Source organism: Microcoleus sp. B5-D4, from assembly GCF_036705145.1.
Classification (GTDB): Bacteria; Cyanobacteriota; Cyanobacteriia; order Cyanobacteriales; family Microcoleaceae; genus Microcoleus.
Window position 1 is genome coordinate 90,055 of the sequence record NZ_JAUBTV010000003.1, and the last position, 23,583, is coordinate 113,637.

Annotated in this window: 16 protein-coding genes; 7 read left to right on the forward strand and 9 right to left on the reverse strand. The window is 44.1% G+C overall.

The window, feature by feature from the left end; all coding sequences use genetic code 11:
• Nucleotides 1–26: 26 nt before the first annotated feature.
• A complete protein-coding gene (gene dnaG / locus QUB10_RS02390) occupies nucleotides 27–2,054 on the reverse strand; it encodes a DNA primase (protein ID WP_333199180.1) in 2,028 nt (675 codons plus the stop codon).
• Nucleotides 2,055–2,315: 261 nt separating this feature from the next.
• Here dnaG and QUB10_RS02395 point away from each other — a divergent pair, with 261 nt between their 5' ends.
• The 3 genes from QUB10_RS02395 to QUB10_RS02405 all read left to right on the forward strand — a co-directional run bounded on the left by QUB10_RS02395 (nucleotide 2,316) and on the right by QUB10_RS02405 (nucleotide 6,599).
• A complete protein-coding gene (locus QUB10_RS02395) occupies nucleotides 2,316–3,251 on the forward strand; it encodes an NAD-dependent epimerase/dehydratase family protein (protein WP_333199182.1) in 936 nt (311 codons plus the stop codon).
• A 159-nt stretch (nucleotides 3,252–3,410) separates the two neighbouring features.
• Nucleotides 3,411–4,343, forward strand: a complete 933-nt coding sequence (locus tag QUB10_RS02400) for an Rpn family recombination-promoting nuclease/putative transposase (protein WP_333199184.1) — start codon at nucleotides 3,411–3,413, stop codon at nucleotides 4,341–4,343.
• 18 nt (nucleotides 4,344–4,361) lie between these two features.
• Nucleotides 4,362–6,599 (forward strand): tetratricopeptide repeat protein, encoded by a 2,238-nt coding sequence (locus tag QUB10_RS02405; RefSeq protein WP_333199187.1) that lies wholly within the window; start codon nucleotides 4,362–4,364, stop codon nucleotides 6,597–6,599.
• Nucleotides 6,600–6,666: 67 nt separating this feature from the next.
• Here QUB10_RS02405 and QUB10_RS02410 read toward each other — a convergent pair whose 3' ends face one another.
• Nucleotides 6,667–7,404: a hypothetical protein gene (locus QUB10_RS02410; RefSeq protein WP_333199190.1), complete on the reverse strand. Its 738-nt coding sequence runs from the start codon at nucleotides 7,402–7,404 to the stop codon at nucleotides 6,667–6,669.
• Nucleotides 7,401–7,727, reverse strand: a complete 327-nt coding sequence (locus QUB10_RS02415) for an MgPME-cyclase complex family protein (protein WP_333121453.1) — start codon at nucleotides 7,725–7,727, stop codon at nucleotides 7,401–7,403. Before QUB10_RS02415 ends, QUB10_RS02410 begins: the two co-directional genes overlap by 4 nt.
• Nucleotides 7,728–8,012: 285 nt before the next feature.
• Here QUB10_RS02415 and QUB10_RS02420 point away from each other — a divergent pair, with 285 nt between their 5' ends.
• The gene (locus QUB10_RS02420) at nucleotides 8,013–8,633 is read left to right on the forward strand and encodes a hypothetical protein (protein WP_333154641.1); all 621 of its coding nucleotides are present in this window, start codon (nucleotides 8,013–8,015) and stop codon (nucleotides 8,631–8,633) included.
• Between the two features lie 7 nt (nucleotides 8,634–8,640).
• On the opposite strand, the gene QUB10_RS02425 is transcribed toward QUB10_RS02420, so the two are convergent.
• Both QUB10_RS02425 and QUB10_RS02430 read right to left on the reverse strand, forming a co-directional pair.
• Entirely contained in the window at nucleotides 8,641–10,071 is a 1,431-nt protein-coding gene (locus QUB10_RS02425; protein WP_333199193.1) for a hypothetical protein, read from the reverse strand.
• Entirely contained in the window at nucleotides 10,068–10,532 is a 465-nt protein-coding gene (locus tag QUB10_RS02430) for a hypothetical protein (protein WP_333199197.1), read from the reverse strand. Before QUB10_RS02430 ends, QUB10_RS02425 begins: the two co-directional genes overlap by 4 nt.
• Before the next feature lie 144 nt (nucleotides 10,533–10,676).
• Here QUB10_RS02430 and QUB10_RS02435 point away from each other — a divergent pair, with 144 nt between their 5' ends.
• Both QUB10_RS02435 and QUB10_RS02440 read left to right on the forward strand, forming a co-directional pair.
• On the forward strand, nucleotides 10,677–15,518 hold the full coding sequence (locus QUB10_RS02435) for an nSTAND1 domain-containing NTPase (RefSeq protein WP_333199199.1): 4,842 nt from the start codon (nucleotides 10,677–10,679) through the stop codon (nucleotides 15,516–15,518).
• A 198-nt stretch (nucleotides 15,519–15,716) separates the two neighbouring features.
• Nucleotides 15,717–16,916, forward strand: a complete 1,200-nt coding sequence (locus tag QUB10_RS02440) for a glycosyltransferase (protein ID WP_333199202.1) — start codon at nucleotides 15,717–15,719, stop codon at nucleotides 16,914–16,916.
• A gap of 364 nt (nucleotides 16,917–17,280) precedes the next feature.
• Here the strand turns inward: QUB10_RS02440 and QUB10_RS02445 are convergent, their stop codons facing one another.
• The 3 genes from QUB10_RS02445 to QUB10_RS02455 all read right to left on the reverse strand — a co-directional run bounded on the left by QUB10_RS02445 (nucleotide 17,281) and on the right by QUB10_RS02455 (nucleotide 20,727).
• The gene (locus tag QUB10_RS02445) at nucleotides 17,281–18,189 is read right to left on the reverse strand and encodes a MoxR family ATPase (RefSeq protein ID WP_333154646.1); all 909 of its coding nucleotides are present in this window, start codon (nucleotides 18,187–18,189) and stop codon (nucleotides 17,281–17,283) included.
• 178 nt (nucleotides 18,190–18,367) lie between these two features.
• Nucleotides 18,368–19,582, reverse strand: a complete 1,215-nt coding sequence (locus QUB10_RS02450; protein WP_333154647.1) for a bifunctional riboflavin kinase/FAD synthetase — start codon at nucleotides 19,580–19,582, stop codon at nucleotides 18,368–18,370.
• A gap of 242 nt (nucleotides 19,583–19,824) precedes the next feature.
• Nucleotides 19,825–20,727, reverse strand: coding sequence for an MBL fold metallo-hydrolase (locus tag QUB10_RS02455; RefSeq protein ID WP_333154648.1), 903 nt, complete (start codon nucleotides 20,725–20,727; stop codon nucleotides 19,825–19,827).
• 917 nt (nucleotides 20,728–21,644) lie between these two features.
• On the opposite strand from QUB10_RS02455, the gene QUB10_RS02460 reads away from it, so the two are divergent.
• Nucleotides 21,645–22,598, forward strand: coding sequence for a hypothetical protein (locus QUB10_RS02460; RefSeq protein WP_333154649.1), 954 nt, complete (start codon nucleotides 21,645–21,647; stop codon nucleotides 22,596–22,598).
• On the opposite strand, the gene QUB10_RS02465 is transcribed toward QUB10_RS02460, so the two are convergent.
• Complete coding sequence (locus QUB10_RS02465) at nucleotides 22,566–23,180, reverse strand: hypothetical protein (RefSeq protein ID WP_333199205.1); 615 nt, start codon at nucleotides 23,178–23,180, stop codon at nucleotides 22,566–22,568. The genes QUB10_RS02460 and QUB10_RS02465 overlap by 33 nt on opposite strands.
• Nucleotides 23,181–23,583 lie beyond the last annotated feature (403 nt).

A 23,583-nucleotide genomic window follows, 5' to 3' on the forward strand; every position in this document is an offset into this window, starting at 1 on the left:
GTAGTAGGGACTAAAGTCCTGAAATTCTAGAAATTTCCCCCCCAAGGTACGGAGGTTAAATCGTAAAAATTAACTTGACGCAGCCGCTCTAATTCCTTGAGCCATTCTTGTTCGGCACAGAATAGTTGGTGATATTCTATAGCCTCTTCGCCACTGCTAGCTGCCTTGGCTTTTTCCCACATATTGAGTGCAATTCGGCGGCGCTTCATGCTGATAATTTGCTCGATACAGGCGAGGGCCGATCTAATTACTAGAGGTGCACGATAAACGTTTCTTTCTGAGAACTCATTTAAGTGAAATAAATGCGATATTTGATTTAGTTGATTGGGATATTCAATGAAGCTATCTTGCAATTTCAATATTAACTCTGAAGGCGCTACTTGTAAAGACATTTTGTGCAATATTTCAGCATTCACAATCTGGTGCCACAAAAATCTGTGGTGAGAAAGGCTAAACTGCACGTCTCTAGCTTCTATTGCCTCTCTGACATCTTGGCGATATTCGGGACAGTGCAAATAAATCTGCAATAATTGCGCTTCTGCTTCTTCTAAAAGACTGCGGGCTACGGCAGATAAGCTTGATTTTGAGCTTTTGTTTTCGCCGCTTGCACGCTGCTTTTTATATTGTTTGTTCGGCTTCAGCTTGTTTCTAATTAACAGGGGCATTGTTAAAGATTCGTCTTGACTCTGCCGCTTTGCCCAATCGCTGACTACTTGATTGAGCAAGTTTTCAGCAATCATCTTTGTGAGTCTAAAATCTCCTTTACTGAGAATTTCGGCGCACTTTTGCAGGTAATGTGCTAGCTGATTGTCGTCAGTGATATTGGTTAATAAATTAATAATTTTTTTGGTGACTTGCTGGGAAGTATCGGCTTGCTTCAAATCTTGATTTACGAGCATTTGTTGCAGTTGCCAGTCGAGCCACAACGGAGCATTTTCCAGCAATTCTCGATATTGTTCTGGGGAGTAGGTTTTGAGATATTCGTCGGCATCTTTGCCGTCGGGAATATTGAGCACCCGCAGTTGGACTTCTCCTTGATAAGCGAGTTTTTCTATTTCTCCAATCGCGCGTTCTGCTGCTTGAGTTCCTGCTTTGTCGGCGTCGAAGTTGAGGATAATTTGTTTGGAGTCCGTGTACCGCAATAACTGCCGCACTTGGTTTAAACTTAAGGCTGTGCCGAGGGAAGCGACGGCGTTGGAGATGCCGGCGGCCTGAAGTGCGATCGCATCAAAGTACCCCTCTACAACCACTGCGCGATCGGCTTTGCTAATGGCTGTTTTCGCCGTATCTAAGGCGAATAAAGTTTTGCCTTTATCGAAGAGTTCTGTTTCGGGAGAATTGAGGTATTTCGGCTGTTCGTCGCCGAGAGCTCTGCCGCCGAAACCGATGACTCTGCCTTGGGTATCGCGAATGGGAATCATAATGCGATTGCGGAAGCGATCGTAATAACCGCTGCCGCCATTTTTTCGGGGTACAATTAATCCAGCTTGTTCTACTAATTGCGCCGGATAGTTTTTCTGTTCTACTAAATAACTGTAAAGTGCTTCCCAACCTTGGGGTGCATAACCTAATTGAAATTGTTGGATAGTTTCTTCGCTTAGCTGGCGCTCTGATTTGAGATATGCTAAGGGTTCTTCTCCTTGGGTTTGTCGCAAAGCGTGTTCGTAAAAGTTGGCTGTTAGTGCTGAGATTTCATAGAGTTGTTCCCGCAGAGAAATTTGCCGCTGCAATTCTTGTCGGTGTTCTGGTTCGACTGTTTTGACCGGGACTTGATAATTTTTAGCTAATTCTAATACTACTTCGCTGAAAGGGCGTTTCTCCAATTCCATGAGGAACTTAAAAGCATTGCCGCCTGCACCGCAGCCGAAACAATAATACATTTGTTTGCCGGGACTGACAGTAAAGCTGGGAGATTTTTCGTCGTGAAAGGGACACAAACCTACGAATTCTTTCCCGCGTTTCCGCAAGACGACGCGACCGGAAATAACGTCTACTATGTCGGCTCTTTGTTTTACTTCTTCGATTGTTTCTGGATGCAGCCGGGGAACTTGCATAGGGCTATTTTAGGCAAATTGAAATTATTGGAGAAGGAAAGCACTACACGGATGAGGACACGGATACACGGATGAATTATCTAGTCTGAGTGATTTCTCATGAGATTCAAAATCCCAGCCCCCTTAAAAAGGTGAAATAATCATTGTCAAAGTCACCCTTTTTAAGGGGGATTTAGGGGGATCTCCGGGGATAGAAAACACGCCCTAGGGCATAACTTTATTGTAAGATATTTACACTAACTGTAAGGAGCATCGAAAATAATGCGAATTTTAATGATGGGCGGTACTCGGTTTATCGGGGTTTATCTTACTAAGATTTTAGCAGCACAAGGACATGAAGTGGTGTTGTTTAACCGGGGCAACAAGCCTGTACCGGTTTCGGGCGTGAAACAGATTCAGGGCGATCGCACAAATGTTGAACAATTGCACGACAAGTTATCGACGGTCGAGTTTGACGCGGTTTTTGACAACAACGGCCGTGAACTCAGCGATACAAAGCCTTTAGCTGAAATATTTAAAGGGCGGGTGCAGCACTTTGTTTACATGAGCTCTGCGGGGGTTTATTTGAAATCGGATCAAATGCCTCATATTGAAGGGGACGCTACCGATCCTAAAAGCCGACATTTGGGTAAATGCGAAACCGAAACTTACTTGGCAGAGTCCGGTTTGCCTTGGACTTCGATTCGCCCGACTTACATTTACGGCCCTCAAAATTATAACGATTTAGAGGCTTGGTTTTTCGATCGCATTGTGCGCGATCGACCGATTCCGATTCCCGGTAACGGAATGCACTTCACGCAGTTGGGGCACTGTCAGGATTTGGCTAAAGCAATGGCGGCGGTTTTGGGCAACTCTAGGGCGATCGGGCAAATTTACAACGTTTCGGGCGATCGATTTGTCACCTTTGACGGTTTAGCCCGCGCCTGCATTCAAGCGGCCGGCAAATCCCCTGATGCTATTAAGATTGTACACTACGATCCGAAACAATTTGACTTCGGCAAAAAGAAAGCTTTTCCAATGAGATTGCAGCACTTTTTCGCTTCAGTTAATAAAGCTGTCACCGATCTTAACTGGCAGCCGGAATTTGACTTAGTTTCGGGATTAAAAGATTCTTTTCAGAATGATTATGTAGTTTCGGGGCGGGACAAAGCTGAGATAGATTTTTCAGTCGATGACGAGATTTTGAAAGCCGTTTAAAGTTAAGTTATAGTGGGAGCATCTTAATGTCCGAAAAAATCTAGAACCCCACCCTAACCCTCCCCTTAGTAAGGGGAGGGAACAAGAAAGAAAGCAAACAGACTGTCACAGTAAGGTTGGCAGCCGTGTTAAGTACAAATGTCGAAGGAGAAAAATAACATGAGATTTATCAATCCCAAAATTGATTTTGCCTTCAAAAAAATATTTGGCTCCGCCCAGAGTACCGACATTCTGATTAGTTTTTTGAATGCCCTACTCTATGAAGGGCGATCGATAATTGAAAGTTTAGAAATCCTTGACCCTTATCTTGGCCCTCAAATAGCGGGAGTAAAAAACAGCTACTTAGATGTCAAAGCGCTACTTAATGACGGCACATATGTGATTATCGAAATGCAAGTTTTGAAGGTACAGGCTTTTGGCAAGCGAGTTTTGTACAATGCAGCAAAAACCTATGCACTCCAATTAACAAGGGGAGAACTATACAAGCAACTGCGACCTGTGATTGCTTTGACTATCACTGATTTTGAAATGTTTCGTGGCGAGCAAGATGTGATTTCGCATTTTGTCTTCAAAGAAAGAACTCGCCTGTCTGATTATCTACAAAATGACATTGAGTTAGTATTTGTAGAGTTGCCAAAATTTAAGAAAGAATTGGATCGACTGGAAACTCTTACGGACAAGTGGATTTACTTTATCAAAACTACTGGCACTTTGGATGAAGTACCTCAAACAATGGTCACAGTCCCGGAAATTCAGAAAGCTTTTGAAATTGCCAATCAAGTTAGTTTGACACAGGAGGAATTTAACATATTACAACAGCAAGAGTTTTTTGCTCAAGATCAAGAGGGTTCAGTGGCTTTAGGTCGGGAAGAAGGCAGACAAGAAGGCAGACAAGAAGGCAGACAAGAAGGACAAGTAGGGTTAATTATGCGTTTGCTGAGTCGCTGTTTAGGTCAACTAGACCCCGACAGTCAAACCAAAGTTAGCAAATTGCCGATCGACAAATTAGAGAATCTTGCAGAAGCCATGTTAGATTTTTCTAATGCCGAAGATTTAACAGCTTGGTTGGAAGCTAATTCTCCAAAAGACTAGGAATATTAGGTAAATCTCATGCTTGGAATAACACTCGGCAATCGCTACAGTATTATCCGTCACTTGGGAGGCGGCGGATTTGCTCAAACTTATTTAGCTGAAGATAAGCAGCTACCTGGCAATCACCTCTGCGTCGTCAAGCAGCTTAAACCTCACGCAACTGATCCGGAAACTCTACAGGTAGCAAGACGTTTATTTGATACTGAAGCACAAGTTTTGTACAAGTTGGGAAATCACGATCGCATTCCCCGACTTTTTGCTTACTTTGAAGAAAATCAAGAATTTTATCTAGTTCAAGAATTTATAGAAGGCCACGATTTAAGTCAAGAAATTATACCCCCCCAAACCCCCCCTTACCAAGGGGGGGCTGGACTTGGCTCCCCCCCTTACCAAGGGGGGGCTGGACTTGGCTCCCCCCCTTACCAAGGGGGGGCTGGGGGGGGTTCCTCTTACCAAGGAGGGCCTGCGGGAGGTTCCCCTTACCAAGGAGGAACTGCGGGAGTCATGCAGGAAGATGCAGTCATTTGTATATTGCAAGAACTTCTAGAAATTTTAGACTTTGTACACCAGCAAAATGTGATTCACCGCGATGTCAATCCCCGCAATATCCTCCGCAGAGATAGAGACGGAAAATTAGTTTTAATTGACTTCGGCGCAGTCAAAGAAATTACTACTCAAATCACCAATCCTCAGCCCAAGAATAGCTTGAGTGTGAGCATCGGTACGCCCGGTTATATGCCCAGCGAACAAGCTCACGGCAACCCGAAACTCAGCAGCGATATCTATGCCGTCGGTGCGATCGCAATTCAGTTCCTCACTGGCATAAATCCTCACCAAATGCCAAAAAACCCCGATACAGAGGAAATTATTTGGCAGGACAAAACATCAGTCAGTCCTGAATTTGCGAAGATTTTAGATAAGATGGTAAAGTACGATTTTCGCCAACGTTATTCTAGTGCCGGCGAAACGCTGCAAGCTATTAAAGAATTGAAAAATTCTTTCAGCGGTACAGTTCCTGTATTGCCTCCGGTTGCTGCTGCGAAGGGGCCGCTCAAATCCCGAAAAAAACTGTATTTAAAAATATTGTCGATCGCCAGTTTAATTGGCATCAGTATTATAGCATCTATTTATGGTGTAAATACTTTTAATGCGGCCAATGCAACTGACCTGTACAACCGAGGTAATACTCTTTACAATTTAAGCCGATTTGAAGAAGCTCTGGCAGCTTACGAGCGAGCTATAAATCTCAGGCCGGACTACGCGGAAGTTTGGCAGGAAAAAGCCAAAACTTTATATGAATTGAAAAAATATCGAGAATCGCAGTCAGCTTATGATAAAGCCATAGAATTAAAGCCGGAATACTTGGAAGCTTGGACGGGACGCGGTTATGCTTTGGAGAAGTTGCAACAGTCTCAAGAGGCGATCGCATCTTTTGATAACGCTTTGAAAATCCAGCCCGACTATGCCGCAGCGTGGGAAGGCAGAGGCGATGTTCTCTTAGATTCGCAGCGGTACGAAGAAGCGATCGTCTCCTATGAAAAAGCTGTAAAATTTCAGCCCAATTTGTACGGTGCTTGGTACAATCGGGGACAAGCTCACCAAAAATTAAAACAGTACGATCGAGCCGTTGAATCATATCAAAAAGCAGTTGAAATCAAATTCGATAATTATGAAGCTTGGTACAATTTAGGCAATGTCTTCCTAGAAGTTAACAAAAACCAAGAAGCTTTTGAAGCCTACGAAAAAGCCGTGCGGTTTCAGCCCAAGTTTTATCAAGGCTGGTACAGTAAAGGCATCGCTTTGCTGAAAATGCGGAGGCATGAAGAAGCAGTAGAAGCTTATGAAAAAGCTGTCAAATTAAAACCTGATTATTATCAAGCATGGTACAATTTAGGTTGGTCATATCACGAATTACGCAGGTACGAACAAGCAATTGAGTGTTACAGCAGAGCCTTAGATTTAAACCCGAAAGAATATCAAGCGTGGTACAATAGAGGCAATGCTCAGTCCAATTTAAAGCGGTACGAAGATGCGCTAGTCTCTTACAATGAAGCCGTCTATGTCAAGCCTGACTACTCGGAAGCCTGGTACAGCCGAGGCAATGCACTGGTGGCAGTAAAAAGATACGAAGATGCGATCGCCTCCTATGACAAAGCAATTCGCTACAAACCCGATTACGGAGCGGCAATGGAAGCAAAAAAGCGGGCAGAAAGTCAGCTAGGAAGCAGCCCGCTAGAATCCGAACAACAACAATAATTGTTATTAGTTCCCTTAAGCGGACTTTGTTTGAAAAGAAGCAATTTGAATTGCCAAGTTTTATCTTTTAGCGAACAGCGGGAGCAATTACGGTAACTCGGCGGCTGTCTACTAACATCGGCCAAAAACCTCGATCGCTCAATGTTTTTACCGCAGCAGTAGCGGCGTTTTGATCCGTTGTATAAGCAACGAATAAAAAGGGACGCTGGCCGTAGGAAGCTAAGCCTACTTGCGTGCCTAATGCTTGCCTGACTTGGCCAGCTAATTCGGGTTGGTTGAAGTAATCGACTAACACTGCATAACCAGGGCCCAGGGGTTGGGGATTGAAGGCAAGATTGCCACTGGGAGAATTGGTGATTGGTTCAGAATCCGGCGCTGGCTGAGGGTTGTAGACTGGCAAATTTTGGGGTAGTGCCGCTGCGGGCGATCGTACTACGTAAGCTTGCAATCCGACAACATCTTCGATGTATTTAACCCAATCGCTGGCGATTTGCGAGTCGCGAAAGCCACCCACTCGCGTCACCGTGTCATTGATGTACTGACAAACTGTGTTGTTAGTATTTCCAGGGAATGAGCGTTTTGCTCTTTCTTGCTGTTCGGGTGTTGGGGTGACAATTAACAGTAGATATTCATCGGACTGGGGCGGTTGACAGCTCGACTGAGCTTTAACAGAACTCGATAAAACTGTCAAGACCAAAAGGGCGACCGAAGTAGCAGAAAATAGGGGTAGAGACAAAATTATTTTGTACAGTTTACCCCTAATTGTTGTTAGTTGTTGGGTCTGATATTTGGCTATTTTATTCATGCTGTCTGTAGGGATGCAAGGGCATCTGGAATAGTTGGTGATGGTGCTTGAAATTCACCTGTCAGTACATATTCTAATCGCAGTTTCAACCAGGTGATGAAGACTGGATCGGTAGAAATAATAGCGGCTGATGGCTGAGGGCATTTTGCTTTAACTTCTGCCATTGTCGGTGCTTCTAGGAAAGCGGGCTGTTTGACCAACCAGAAGTCTATTTGTTTTTCTTGTTCGTTGTAGTTGCGAGTTCTTTCTTTAAACACTTCATCTAGGGCTTCTTCTTCTAACAAAAAGCGTTGGCTGGCTAAAACGTAGTAGTAGGTTTGCATTTTTCTCGGTTGTTAGGGGTTGACGATTAGCGGTTAATGCCGCCTGTACCGACCAGTTTTGCTGGTCAGGGGCGGGTTTGCCGAGTTGCGGTCGTTGGAGAGTTCTAGACTCTTGTGCCGTTTACTTTACCTTATTTGCTGTCATTTTGGGTAGGTGTAGAGCTACGTAAAGGATAAATGTTGCAAAATTTACCCAAATAGCCAGTTACTGCTGCAAAACCAGCGCTCTCCCCATGTTATATTTGTTAGTACCCACTTACTTAACTCAAACACAGTGAGGTAAATATGGCTTTTAGCAATTATAAAACGATCGGGGCAGTTATCAAAGAATTTCAGACAATTTATACTGAAGCTAATTTTGTGATTGAAATTGCTTTCAGTGTCCCTGACTACTTTCGCGAAGACTTGCAAATCATGATGATGGAAGGAGTAGTCGATAACTCAGAATTTGCAGTTTGCGAAAATTTGATTTATCCCGTGCTAAAAGAAGTTTGGAAGTGCTATCGCAGTAAATTTGTTTTGTGGAGCCATGAAGCTCTCAACTATGACACTAAGTTGTCAGGTTTTCCTGAGTATATTTTGGCAAAACGTTCTCCTCTCGGCAAAGTTGTGTTTGACAAACCGTATTTGCTTTTAGTTGAAGCTAAGCAAGATAAATTTGAAGAAGGCTGGGCGCAGTGTATAGCAGAAATGATTGCAGCCCAGCGACTTAACGATGAACTTCAAGTTATTATTTTGGGTATTGTGTCTAATGGCAAAACCTGGCAATTTGGCAAGCTAGAAGGAAATGTTTTTACCAGAAATATCAATTTTTACAGCATTCAGGAACTAGATCAACTTTTTGGTGCTGTTAATTACATCTTTCAACAGTGTGAATCGCAGCTAAATCAATTGGTAGCTGTTTGATTTGTTGTTACTTTTTCCGCCAAAGCTGTCCTAACCAAATTAGTATAGCAGTAAATAACCCAGCGGCGAGTGCGGCACTCAAGCTAAAGGTAATCTTAATGGCAAAAGGCAACCAAGCGCATGGAATATGTAGAGTAGAAAGCGCCAAATCGAGCGGGGGATTTAAGAAGTTGTCATTTGGCTCAGTCGGTATTTCGATTGAGGCGACGATGGAGCCCACTGCTAGTCCAGCACCAATAATCCCAACAGTGTTTTGGAAAGTGCGATCGCGCTCAGCTTGTTCTATCTCTGTAATTGCCCGACTTGAGTTGATTAAGTCTTGCAGTAATTGTGAGCCTAGACTGAAAGAAGCATAGTCTTTTTGCACTTGTAACTGGTATTTTTTCTCTACATCTTCGCTGAATTTTTCCAGGAATTTTAGATCGCAGGGGAGGATTTGAGCGATCGTGTTTTGTAAGTTTGGGGTTGGGATTTGATTTAGGCGATCGCCAATAGTACCGATCCGTCTACTATAGTTGATGGCGTTAATTTCAATAGTGCGAATTTGAGCATCTAGATAATGTAATTTTGTGGTATACTTAGGTAATAGATTTTGGGCATCAACAACGGTTTTGCGGAGTTTTTTGAGATTTTGACTGTAGATGTTTCCTACGAGTTGGTTAATATCTCTGAAATCTTTTTTTAGTTGTTGTTTCAGATAGCGACTTTGAGCATAAGCCCAGAAAACTTTATGGCGATAGCAAAATAAGGGCAGCAGTTTAGTGTTAAAATCTTCCCAAACTGTTTTGGCAGCATCACTGCTCGGCATTACGGCAATGATGAGATGGATATTCTCTTGTAGTTGTTGAATAGTGCGTGGTGTAGAATCCTGTGTTGACTCCTGCATCAGCAGTTGGTACCGTGAAAGCTCAAATATACTCCCTCCCAGAAAAGACCCTTTACCTGGGAAATCTCGTTCCCATTGCAAGCCGATATTTAAGGATTCACAGCATTTTTTAGCAACTTCTTCTGGACTAATGTTTTGGTTGTCCATCTCAGTTACAATCAGCCAGGTTTGCCCGATATTTGGGTCCTGATTATTTAGCTTTTCCTTGATTTTAGCTTGAAATTGGGCAAGACAACTGACTGGGTGAGGAGTCCTATCTTCCTTAAAAGAACAACCCAAAAGTAATCCATAGGTATCGTTCAAGCGGACGGGTAAATAATAGCCTTCAAATGGTTTGTCGCCGTCAGTAAAACCCTCAAACCTATTTGTCAGCAGTTCCAGGTATTCGGATTCAAAAACAGAATCGTTGCCAAATAGGGACGAGCGAATATTTGTCGGTAGTTTAGCCGCAAAACTTTTCTGATTTGCTGTTAAGGATTGGGCATCTTCACCCAATCCTTCCCGCAGGTCATAAAGAAACATAAATAAGTTAGGGTAGACGAGGTTTATCATTTATTGAAAGTTGTTTTAACGAAATCTTTGAGTTTTTCCAAAGGCAATTTTTTGCTGGCTTCTACTGGGTTCAAAGTTTTCAGAACTTCGGTACTCATGTTGAGAATTTCGTTACTTTGAGAGTCTTGAACTGGCTTGGGTTTACCAGCACGTTTTTCCAGTTTATTCCCAACTGTTAATATCTGTTCTAGTTCAGCTTCAGTGGGTAGTAGTCCAGAGGGTATTTTACCATCTACGGCTTCTACTAAAGCTATTGCCACTTGATATTGCTGATTTAAAGAATCATTCGCCTCAACCACCTTCCTCAATCCTTTTTCGATGGTATCCCAAGCTTTAGGATTAGCATCTAACTGTTTACCTACCTTATTTAGGGCCGCTTGTTCAGTCGGACTCAGGGGTTCATCTAAGTTGCTCAGAGCTATCAACAACGCTAGTAAAGTGGTGTCAATGGATGCAGTCATAAAAATATTTTGTGGATATTACCAGTATATACAGCAAGTCAAAATCGCTGTAATGTAGTCTACACAAAGAAAAACATTAAATCCGGAAGAAACTAATTTGCTTGTGTATAGTCAGAAAAGACACTACTGCATGAGTGGGTGAACATGACGAAGCGACAAGCCTTGGTAATTGGCATCAATGAATATCCATTTGGAGGCAATCTCCCTACAGCAGCACAGGATGCCGAGAAGATTGCCCAACTTTTAGAGAAATACGGTAGCTTTGAGGTGCATAGGCTTCCCAGTAAGGAAGATGTCCGGGAAGTAGATTCAGAGAAAAACTTGGATTTAAAAGAATTGGAGGATGCAATTACCCAGCTTTTTCAACCTAAAAGCGGTATAATTCCAGAAACGGCGCTGTTGTTTTTTGCAGGTCATGGTTGGCGAAGCGAGAAAGATGGACAACCTGAAGGCTTTTTAATGACCAGTGATGCTCTTTTTGAACATGACAGCGAAGATGGCCTGTTTTCACTGAAACGCTTACATCAAATATTAAAAGATAGTCTGGTGCGGCAGCAGATTGTGTGGTTGGATTGCTGTCATAGCGGAGAGTTATTCAATTTTATAGAGCAGAATTTAGCAGAATTTGAGCAACAGCGAGATTTCGATCGTTGTTTTATTGCTGCTTGTCGCGAATTTCAGGTAGCTTACGGAGGAGTGCTGACTCCTGCTTTGTTAAAAGCACTTGATCCGACTAACAAAGAAGAGAGCACGGTCACTAATCTATCATTAAAGCCATTATTGGAAGCAGCACTGCAAAATGCACCCCAGCACTCAGTTGTCAGGAATATAGGTAGTCAAATAATCCTTACATATAAAGGAGGAGTTCGAGGTAATATTTGTCCCTACAAAGGACTAGAATATTTTGATTTCAATCCCACCAATCCTCAAAAAGCTAACGATCACAGATATTTCTACGGACGCACACAACTAACAAATCAGCTTTTGGAGAAGGTAGGCTCTAGTAATTTTATCGCGGTACTGGGTGCATCTGGGAGTGGTAAATCTTCGGTTGTTAGGGCTGGGTTACTGTATCAGCTATATCTAGGTAATCAATCACCCCTAAAAAATAAGATACCAGGTAGCGACGGATGGACATTTTATCCGCCATTTACGCCTGGTACTGATCCGCTCGGAAATCTACAGGAAGTGCTGGGTATAAGCGTTAAAACAACCGATGATTTAGTGCTTTTTATCAAGCGTATTCCTAGTGAGCGAGTGGTGCTAGTAGTAGACCAATTTGAAGAAGTGTTTGCTCCTCCGAATCAAGAAAAAAGACAAAAATTTTTTGAATACTTAATGGGTGCAGTAGAACATTTAGGAAATAAACTCTGCTTGGTGTTGGTAATGCGGGATGATTTTCAACACAAGTGTGCCGAACAGGAGTATGCTGGATTAGCTAACAAAATTGACAATAATTTGGTGAGAGTTCAACGGATGAACCGCCCAGAGTTGCAAGAAGTTATCCTCAAACCTGCTGAGTTAGTGGAGTTAGAAATTGATGGAAATTTAGTCCAGCGGATGATTGCTGATGTAACAGATTCCCCAGGCGATTTAGCTTTGTTGCAGTACACACTGAATCAATTGTGGGAAAACAGTAGTTTTAATCTTTTGACAATTTCCGATTATAGCCGTTTGGGTGGAGTGCAAAAGGCACTGGGAAACCATGCTGATACAGTTTATAGTTCCCTTTTGCCAGAGGAACAGAAAGCGGCTAGGCGGATTTTTCAAGAATTAACTCGGTTGAGTGAAGATAAAAATACTCCGAATACTCGTCAGCAAGTTTGGCTAAAAGATTTAGTTAATTCTCAGCAGTCTGAAGAATTGATAAATAAGGTAGTGCAGTATTTGGCTGATGCGAAATTAGTTGTCACCAGTGAGCAAGAGTTAGAGGCACAGCGTGTAGCGGTAGTGAATATCGTCCATGAAACGCTGATTCGCAATTGGGGGTTGTTAGATGGTTGGCTGAAGGAATACGGAGAAGCGTTGATAATTAAACAGCCAATTGAAGATGCAGCTAAGGAATGGCGAGATAAAGGTAAGCAGCGAGAATCAGCTTATCTGCTGCAAGGCACAAAATTGGCAGTGGCAGAGGAATATATTAAGCGTTATTCTGATCTAGTGCCACTGTCTGGATCTACTCAGGAATTTGTTCAGAAAAGTATTAAAAATAGAAAAAAGAACCGTCGTAATTTAGCTCTTGCAGTTTCTGCGGTAGTTGTGGGACTGGCCGGATTAGCTGGCTGGGCTTTGATTGAAAATGCAGATGCTCAGATAAGAGCAGATAGTGCATCTTCAAAATCTCTTATTGATGCTGACAGAAAATTGGAAGGTTTGGTCGCAAGCTTGAGAGCAGCTAAACGCCTTAAAGAACCATTTGGAGGTATAGGTGCAAAAACTGATACTAGAATTGAAGCCATAACAGCCTTACAAAAGTCAGTTTATGGAATTGCAGAACTAAACCGCTTTGAAAGTGATACTGGTGAGGTTAAAGACGTAAGCATTAGTCCGGATGGTCAATTAATTGCTTCGGCTAGTAAAGGTGGTACTGTGAAAATTTGGGACAAAAATGGGAAATTAATAAGTACATGGTCAAGAAATCTTGCTGAGAATGAAACTAAAAGCATTTGGAGTCAAATTTCTAGTATTAATTTTAGTCCTGATAGTCAATTAATTGCTTTTGCCGATCACCAAAATATTCTACTGATGGATCGTAGTGGCAAAATCGTGAGAACTCTTAAATATCAAGAAGATGAGATGCCGCTATCGCTAGCAGAGTTCGGGATCGGTTCTGTCAGCTTTAGTCCTGATGGTCAGATGATTGCTTCTGGAGGTGGCGATGACGAAATTAGACTTCAAACACTAGAAGGTAAACTAATTGCTGTTCTTAAACATACCAATGATTCTGGCGACCCTAATATTATGAATATAAGTTTTAGCTCAGACAATCAGATGATTGCTTCAGCCGATATGGATGGTGAAATTAGGCTTTGGAGCCGTGATGGTAAATTGTTTAAAAAAATTAATCATAGTAATAAACCACCAGTCGATAGAAAAACAGTTTTTAGCGTAGCTTTTAGCCCAGATAGTCAAACATTTGTCTCTGCTGGTGACGACGGTATAGTAAGATTATGGAAAAAGAATGGTACATTAGTGACTAATTTTTCAGGACATAAAGACGGTGTAACAAGTGTTGCTTTTAGTGCAAATGGTAAATTAATTGCTACGGCAAGCAAAGATAATACTATTAAAATCTGGAAAATAAGTGGCAAATTATTAACTACAATTACGGGACATAGCGGTGCAATAAATAAAGTAAATTTTACTCCAGATGGGCAAAAACTTGTTACTGCCAGTGACGATGGTACTGTCAGAGTATGGCAGATATCTCCTATTGATATTTCCCGCTTAAAGGGGCATAGTAGTTCAGTGACAGACGTAGAATTTAGCCCTGATGGACAAATGATTGCTACAGCTAGTGAAGACAGAACCGTTAAACTCTGGAGTCGAGACGGTAGAATGTTCAAGACTCTGATTGGTCATAGTGATAAAGTCAACAGTGTCAGTTTTAGTCCTGACAATCAAATAATTGCTTCTGTTGACAATTTTGGTAAATTTTTCAGGCTTTGGAAGCGAAATGGTACGCCAATCAATTCCTATGCTGAAGATTCTACAAGTTCTTATAATACAATAAAATTTAGCCCTAAAGGTCAAATAATAGCTTCGACTGGTTGGTTTGGTATGGAACTTTGGGACTATCAAGGAAAGCTTATACGTACTATTCAAGATGTTGATGGTGCTTTTCATAGTGTAAGTTTTAGCCCTGATGGTCAAGTAATTGCTTCATATGTAACACCTAGGTCTCGAATGTATAACGAAGGCCCTTCTTTAAAGCTCTGGGAAATCAATGGTAAATTGTTGACTAAACTTCTTGGAAATAAAGCCAGTTTTAGACCTGACGGCAAAGAAATTGTCACCTCTGGTGAAGATGGAATTTTGAGAATTTATAAAAATAATGGCAGTTTAATTGCTAACTTAACTGGTGGACACAGTAAAAAAGTTACTGATCTCAGCTTTAGTCCAGATGGTCAGATGATTGCTTCAGCCAGTGAAGATGGGACAGTCAAACTTTGGAGTCACAATGGTACTTTGGTTGAAACACTTAATTTGACAGAAGCTATTAATAGCCTAAGTTTTAGTCCTGATGGAAAGGAATTGGCAACCGCAGTAAGTGATGGAACGGTTATTTTATGGAATTTGGATATAGAAGACTTACAAAAAAGAGGGTGTGCATGGGTTCGTGGCTATTTAGAGAATAATCAGAAAGTATCGAATGAAGACAGACATTTATGTGATGGCGTCCCCGATCCTAAATCAAAAACTGATAAAATAAGCTCCGAAAAAAAATCCTCAACACAAAATAAAGTAACTGGCAGTCCATTGGCACAAATAGAACTACCATCACAAGTTGGAGCAAACTACAGTCTGTTGAGAGATTTACTTGCAAAAAGGGAGTTGAAAGCAGCAGATCAAGAAACACTTAATATCATGAGATGGATTGCTTATCGCAACCAAAATGGCTTGACATGGGAAAAACGTTACGAAATACAGGGAGGAATAAATGAAAAATCTATTAAGGAATTTCCTTGCACTGAGCTTCAAACAATTAATAAACTTTGGCTGAAAGAGAGTAACGGACACTTTGGTTTTAGTATTCAGAAACAAACTTATGAAAAAGTTGGTCAAGACTTTGATAAGCTAAAAGTCAGTATAGGATGGTTCAGGGAGCAAGAAACATTTACAGAAGGACGACGGATTCCTTACTCTGAATACACTTTCAATCTTAATGCTCCAAAAGGACACCTTCCTGCCTCAGATCCAGCATTATCAGGTTCTGGTGCTGACTGGTCGGGTTTTATGGGGCGACTTAAACAATGTGGGCTGTAAATAATTCCTTCGCCTATTCATGCATAACAAATCGGAATAGCTTTCCTTCTCGTATTGATGGTAAATTTGAGAATACGATCGCCCTTTCCCAATCCCCATCCCATCAATTGCGATAGTGTCAACCTACGGTACTGTGAGATCGCCATATCCCCATGCTAAAATAAACTCAATAAATTGCAAAGCCTTTCCAGCCTGTTCATGAACATCGCTTATTTAGTTAACCTCTATCCCAAAGTCAGCCACAGCTTTGTCCGCAGAGAAGTTATAGCCGTTGAAAATTGCGGCCTGAAAGTCGCACGCTTTTCGATCCGATCCTGCGAGTCAGAACTCGTTGATGAAGCCGACAAACTAGAGCAAGAATTGACTAAAGTAATCTTAGGAGTTGGTGTACAGGGGTTAGCGTGGGGTTTGCTCCGCGTTGCCACAACTAGGCCCATTCGATTCATCGAAGCTGTGCGGTTAATGTTCAAAGTTGGCTGGCACTCGGAACGGGGGATTTTGCTGCATCTAGCTTATTTAGCAGAAGCTTGCATTCTTTTAAATTGGTTTGCAGAATCGGGTACAGCACACGTTCACGCTCACTTCGGGACAAATTCCACAACAGTCGCTATGCTGTGCCACGTGCTTGGCGGCCCGACTTACAGTTTCACTGTTCACGGCCCTGAAGAATTTGATAAAGCCACACTTCTTTCCTTAGACGAAAAAATTAAACGATCGACCTTTGTAGCAGCAGTTAGTTCCTTCGGTAAAAGTCAGCTTTTTCGGTGGTGCGATCGCACTTTTTGGTCAAAAATTCACGTCATACACTGCGGCGTAGATGCTGCATTTTTAACTGCACCCTACGTCCCCATACCCGCAGCACCCCGCTTAGCTTGCATTGGCCGGCTCAGCGAACAAAAAGGTCATTTATTATTGCTAGAAGCTGCTAGCAAGTTAGCAGTTCAAGGCTTAGAGTTTAAGTTGGTACTCGTAGGAGACGGGCCGCTGCGATCGGATATTGAACAGCAGATTCAGCAACTTGGTTTGCAAAACCATATAGAAATTACCGGTTGGGCCAGTGGCGATCGAGTTCAGCAAGAGATTTTAGCTTCACGGGCAATGGTATTGCCTAGTTTTGCTGAAGGTTTGCCCGTCGTAATTATGGAAGCCCTCGCTCTCAATCGGCCCGTAATTAGCACCTATGTTGCTGGCATCCCGGAACTCGTAGAACCCGGTGTTTGCGGTTGGTTAGTTCCTCCCGGTTCCGCCGAAGCATTAGCCGTAGCGATGCGCGCGGTATTGGAAGCACCTCTAGAAAAGCTAGAACAAATGGGAAAAACAGGAGCAGAGAGAGTTGCTCAACAACACAATGTCGATTTAGAGGCAAAGAAATTAGTGGCGCTGTTTGAGAGTGCTTGAGAATGGTGCAAAACCTATGGATTAACTGACATTTTGCACCATTATTAATAAGTCTTTCAAGGGTGGGCAGGATGCCCAACCCCTACTCCCCACAGGAAAATTAATTGTTTGTGGAACAGGCCGGAAAGCCTGTTCCTTGAATTAAGCTGTAATTGTTTGTGGAACAGGCCGGAAAGCCTGTTTCTTGAATTAAGCTGTAATTCTTTATTGTTTGTGGAACAGGCCGGAAAGCCTGTTCCTTTAATTAAGCTGTAATTGTTTGTGGAACAGGCCGGAAAGCCTGTTCCTTTAATTAAGCTGTAATTGTTTGTGGAACAGACATCTTGCCTGTTCCTTTAATTAAAGCAACCTACTTACAAACTTTTTAAGGAATAGGAACTGATCGCAACAACTTGTCAACAATCGTCTTAGCCCTCCTTCCGCCCGCCGGAATCAACCTGTGAGAAAGTACGTGCGGTGCCAAATATTTCACATCATCAGGAGTCCCATAATCCCGGCCCTCCATAAACGCCAAAGCCTGCAACGCCCGGTGCAAAGCCACCGCACCCCGGGGACTCACCCCCAGAGTAATCTCCTCATCTTCCCGCGTCGATCGCACCAAATCTACAATATACTGTTTCAAAGAGCCTTCCACCTTCACACCAGCGCACAAACGGCGCAATTCCTGCACCTCTTCCAAAGAAATACAAGGCTGCAAATCTTCAACAGCAAAACTATCAGAAAGCCGTTCCAACATTTGCAACTCTTCCAACGCAGCGGGATAGCCCAAAGTCAAAGACAAAGTAAACCGATCCATCTGGGCTTCCGGTAGCGGAAAAGTGCCTTGATATTCGATCGGGTTCTGAGTCGCAATCACAAAAAACGGCGTCGGAACATTTCGAGAAACTCCATCTACTGTCACCTGCTTTTCTTCCATCACTTCCAGCAAAGCTGACTGAGTTCGTGGCGTCGCCCGATTGATTTCATCGGCAAGCAAAACATTAGCAAAAACTGGTCCCGGCAAAAACTCAAACTCTCCGCTGCGCGGATTCCAAATATTAGTACCGGTGATATCCGTCGGTAACAAATCGGGAGTGCACTGAATCCGCTGAAACTTGCCATCAATAGATCGCGCCAAAGACTTCGCCAGCAGCGTTTTTCCCACACCCGGCACGTCTTCCAGCAGCGCGTGACCGCCCGAAAGCACGGCTACCAGCACCAAGCGAATAGCATCGCCTTTGCCAACAATAGTTTTGCCTAGATTTTGTTTCAGTCGCTCAATATGTTGTCTCATATCCCTGATTTCTAATTGTTAATTGCGAATTGCTAATTGCTAATTGTTGAAAAGATATCAAGATTGCCAAATTCTTGACTCTTTGCCTTGCGGACTTCGTATTTGTACAACTAGAATTTAGTTTGACTCATCTTGCACCATTTTTAAAAGCGATCGCCTGTTCTAGATCACATAATTATTAGACTTTAGCAGTTAAGAGGCTTCTAGCAATATCACAATCTGCCTGAATTTGAGTTTTGAGAGCATCCAGAGAAGCGAATTTTTGTTCTGGTCGCAAAAACTCTACCAAACTCGCACTCAAGGTTTGACCATACAAATCCCCAGACCAATCTAACAGGTGAACTTCCACAGTGGGTTGCAGACCGTCTACCGTCGGGCGGCAGCCAACATTCATCACCCCATTGACAAAAGATAAATTTGATGCTATGCCGGGGATTACAGATTTGGGGTTTTCCCGCTGATAGGAAGAACTTTCCTCTTTCATCTTTTCCCCTCCATGCTTCACCGAGACTCGCACCGCGTACACGCCAAAACGTGGCAAAAATTTTTCCGGCGGCAGTTCGATATTAGCAGTAGGAAATCCGATCGTCCTACCCAGCCGCTGTCCCCCAACCACAGTCCCGACTAAACTGTAAGGTCGCCCCAGCAACTGATTCGCTCTTGTGAGGTCGCCGGATGCCAGACCTTCGCGGATTGCAGAACTGCTGATCCGATCGCCCTCACCGCAATTATGCAGCGGTACAAGAGCAACATCAATACCGTAACCAGAGGCGATCGACTGCAAATCCACAGCCGTCCCTGCGCGTCCCCGTCCAAACCGAAAATCAACCCCCACACTAATTCGACTCGCTTTTAGTTGTCGCACCAAAATTTCCTCGACAAACTCACAAGCAGTCAAAGCGGCCAATTCTCGATCGAACGGCAGCAGCACAAGTTGCTCGACGCCCATGGCTGCGAGCAATTCTACCTTTTCTGCCAGAGGCGTCAGCAGTTTTTTCGGTTGACCCGTAAAAAATTCTTGCGGGTGCGGATCGAATGTCACCACAGTGCTATAAAGCCGATCGACCCCATCAGAATCTATCCCAGAGAGGCTGTTGCCCTCTGCCCTAGGGCCTATCAAACCATCGAAATTCTGGCTGCTGTCGGCTCGATCGGGCGGTGCTGCTGAGTCATTTTCGCAGGTCGCCGGATGTTCTGTTTCCAAATTTTGATCCTTGCCAGCGTTGGAGAGCAAGTTTTGCCCCGACGCAATCACCGTCGCAGAATTTTGCCCAGGCGATCGATGTAAAATTGGCTGCACGACTTGTCGATGCCCTAGGTGCAAACCATCAAAGTTTCCCAAGGCAACAGAAGTTGGAGTCAGAGCAGCGGTACAAGAAGAAGTTACCCACACGCTTAAAATTTTGACATACTTAGCCAGATTGCGATCGCCAGTCGATGTTAGATTTTAGATTTTAGATTTTAGATTTTAGATTTGACTCCACAGATAAATCTGGAAGGTTGAACTTTGGTCTAAACTTTTTGGTTTTCCACGACTTAAGCCGGGGGCTTGTATCCGTCTTTGAGGTCAGCCCTAACTTAAATTTGAGATTTCCGACCTCAAGATTTCAGAACCATCTGGCAATGTCACATCCCTCAGACAGGCACTTGAGGCGCTTGCACCGACGCTTCAGACAAATCGTTATCAGGAGGCAGCAATTGTAACGACAAACCTTCCCGCGCCATCAAACTATTCGGGAACCTTTGAGCCACTTCTTCTCCCACCCTGTCTAAAAACTCGTCATTGTGCAGCGGGTCGTGGTGAAAAATCACCAACTTTTTGACATTAGCAGCCTTTGCCACCTTCACCGCTTCCTGCCAAGTCGAATGTCCCCAGCCGACCTTGCTGCTTTTCTCCGCATAATACTCCTCATCGGTATAAGTAGCGTCGTAAATCAGCACATCAGCATTTTGAGCTAAATACAGCACATTTTCGTCTAAACGATCGGGAAAATGTTCGGTATCAGTCACGTAAGCAGCCGAATACCCCCGCCAGTTTACGCGGTAGCCTATAGCTTCGCCCGGATGGTTCAGCAAAGCAGTTTCCACCTTAATCTCTCCGAGTTCCAGCGGTTTGCCCACTTCTATATCGTTAAATTTCAGGTCTGCCCCCATAATTTGCAGGGGTACCGGAAAATTGGGGTGCAGCATCTGGTCGTGGAGGCGCTGCTGGATAGTAGCCTTATTAGGAGCAATAGCCCCATAGATGTGAAAGCAGTTCCCAGGAATAAAAGCTGGGACAAAAAATGGGAATCCTTGAATGTGATCCCAGTGAGAGTGAGTAAAAAACATATGAGCTTTTACGGGCATCTGGGACAGGAGAGTTTGTCCCAAAACCCGCAATCCAGTACCGCCATCGAAAATTAGGCGACTGTCACCCACTCGCATTTCTACACAGGGCGTGTTGCCCCCGTAACGTACTGTTTCTGCCCCGGGAGACGCTATGCTACCTCTAACGCCCCAGAAGTGAACCGTGAATTGGCTTTGCATACTAGACATGGGTTTTCTTGCAAGATTGTTCCGGCGAGTTATCGGTAAGGTGTTTACATATTACTAAGGGCTTTACCATCAAACCCAAGTTCTTTGACGGTCGAGTTCCCCACTTGTTGGAAGTGCCAAGAGTCTCGCTCATCGCGAGAATGCAAAACTGTTGGGCTTGACAACTGAGCAATAAATTACAAGGTAGACTAATCAAGTCTCGATCGTAACTATTCTTTTCCTCTCTTCACTAGCCTAACCTCCGCAGACACACTTTGGGGCAGCAGTTCTGTCTGAGTTTGGTCAAAAGCCGCTGTTTGTTCCAGCCTCCGCAATTGCCGAACCGGATTGCGCGGTCGGTTGCTTGCCTTGCTGCTTTACCGGTTTGAACCCGGATGATGGGCTTCCTCAACTCCCATTAATTCAAAAATCTTAGCAGTTTAGGAATGCTCCTGCTAATTATCCAACAATACTTGTCTGTGTCTGGATTCTCTGCCCGCCCGGAGGCTGCGGTGCCCTAACCTAGCGGTCAAGCTGAACCCAGCCTCATCTGACACCGGGTAGCAGCGAGAGTCCGGGCCTGCGGGCAAAAGGCTAAATTTTCGTCGTGCATTTCTTGGCGGACGAATTGAATCACTTAAAATTCCCCTATTTTCGGAAATTAAAAAATTTCGCTTTTTGGCTATCATGCCAACTCCGATCGCCATTCTGTCTCAAGAGCGATGCAGAAATATTCCCTGTTAACCTGTGGTGCTTTTCTCAACAATCTTCAATTGCTCTATTTTTGGTAAGGATTTCTCGGAATTCGGCGCATTTGCGGTACTCGCCACGGGTTTGAATTTCCGGTATCATAGAAGCTTAGAGTCTTGTTTGTCGAGAATCTAAATCAGTGCTAAAAAAGCCTGGATAACTTTAAGTTATTTTTCAAAAAAGTCAGTATGAATCAAGTTAAAAAAACTACAACCAAGCGGAATAGATCGCCGGTGAAAGTGTCCGATCGCACTTTGCAACTCGAATCGCTCTCCTTGAGCGAATTGTCCTTGGAAATGACTCAGGGCCAAGCTTTGAGAGAATTGAGTTCGGACGATCGCCCGCCGGCAACCCCAACAGTCACAGGCCGGACTGCCGAAACAAGGCGTCGGAGGATATATGGCAAGAGCGATCAGGCCCGATCGCCTGTGGTTTCTACTGCGTTTCTCAAGTGGCTGCTAGAGAGTTTGACTCGATCAAAAGGTTGGCTGGCAGTTGTCACCCTCGCAGCAGTTTGGGGGTGGTGGAATAGTGAGTTACTGTTTTCCACAGGCCTGGGGATAGCAGCGATGATGCTGGTTTACCGAGGGCAGTCGTGGGACTGGCAATTGCTGCGAGCAAAAGGCGAGCAATTTTGGGAGGGCCCGAACCGTCGGTTCGTTTTAGCCGTCGGCACCGGCGGCATTGCTACCTTGGGCGCTTACATGAGTTTGGCGATTTGGGCGGACTCTGAGAGCCACTGGATGGCTTTGAGCCTAATTTTGCAAAATTTGGGTACGATCGCGATTCCCTGGCTGTTGCTGCGGCAAGGGTTGAGTCTGGGGGCCGCAAAAGATGAAGTGGCGCTCGATCGCATCTTGGCGGATTTGACTGATGCTGACCCCGTGAAGCGTTTGATTGCTGTGCGGCAAATGACCGATTTGGTGAATCAGGGTGGGTTTGGCCCTGTGAGCTCTGTCAAAAGTTCGTTAGCGAAGCCCTCGCAGAGGATCGCCCGTTCCCGCGCTGCCGAGTGCTTTCGCCTGATGCTGAGTCGGGAACCAGAAGCTTTAGTCCGCAATGCCCTTCTCGAAGGTTTGCAGACTTGGGACGCTACTTATGGCATTGCTTTAAAATCCAAAAGTCAAGTCATCGACTATTAGCTGACCATCAAAAGCGTAAAAAGTAATTTTATGAATATTCGGAGCTTTTACGCGTAGGGGAGCCCTAGGGTCGATCGGAGAATTAGACCCCACTAGATTGGGCGCCGGCATTTCATCCTGAACAATTGGGTTGCCGTCAATGTCACACGCAGATAAAACAGTTCGCCGCGAACTGGTGACAAGTCCTGACACCCAGCGAACTGGATACTTAAAAGTTACTTCTATCAGTCCGCTTTTGGGGGCCCCCATTAACACTGTTGCCCCAGAACCAGTGAAAAATGATGGGTTTGAAGGTTGGATGGCGACAGCATTGCTAAAAGTCACCCCCCAATGTGCAAACTGGTGTTCTACTACTTCAAAGCATTTCAAGTCTTCTAAAGCTACGCGGACGATCGCAGGTACCGTGGCGCGCGATCGCACCTCTGACCCTGCGCCTGAGCGTTCTGGAGTGGCGACAACAGACTTTTTGCCGTTTAAATCCATGCTTCGATAGGCTGTATCAAATTCTGCAAACCCGTCTGATTGAAGACTTTTCGCATCAACCATAAAACCCTCGCGATCCCTTTTTCTGAGCAGTTGCATTTTAGTAAACCTCCCTGAGATTAGTTGTTTCTTGTGTTTTGGAATTGATAACGGCGAGGCCCGTGATTGCCAAACCTGCAATTAGGAATCGAAACCCCATCGCCCGCCCTCCAACAAAGACTTTCGACCTCAAAAGCCACTGCTCCGCAAAATATCGTGATTAATGATTCGTGATTGGCGAGCCTCCGCCAACCTCCCGCCTGCCTGAAAGCGAGTTCTAATACTCCTCCTTTCCGAGCGCCTGCTTTCGGGGTTGGCGAACCGACTCTATTTTGTTGAGGGGTCTTACCCATCATTTTGCTATTATCTCCGATCGGCGGTAGTTTGCAAGGGTAAGGATAACTACACAGCCGAATTGCCCAAATCGCAAAACTTACTTGCTGTCTGTAGTTTCACGCTTCAC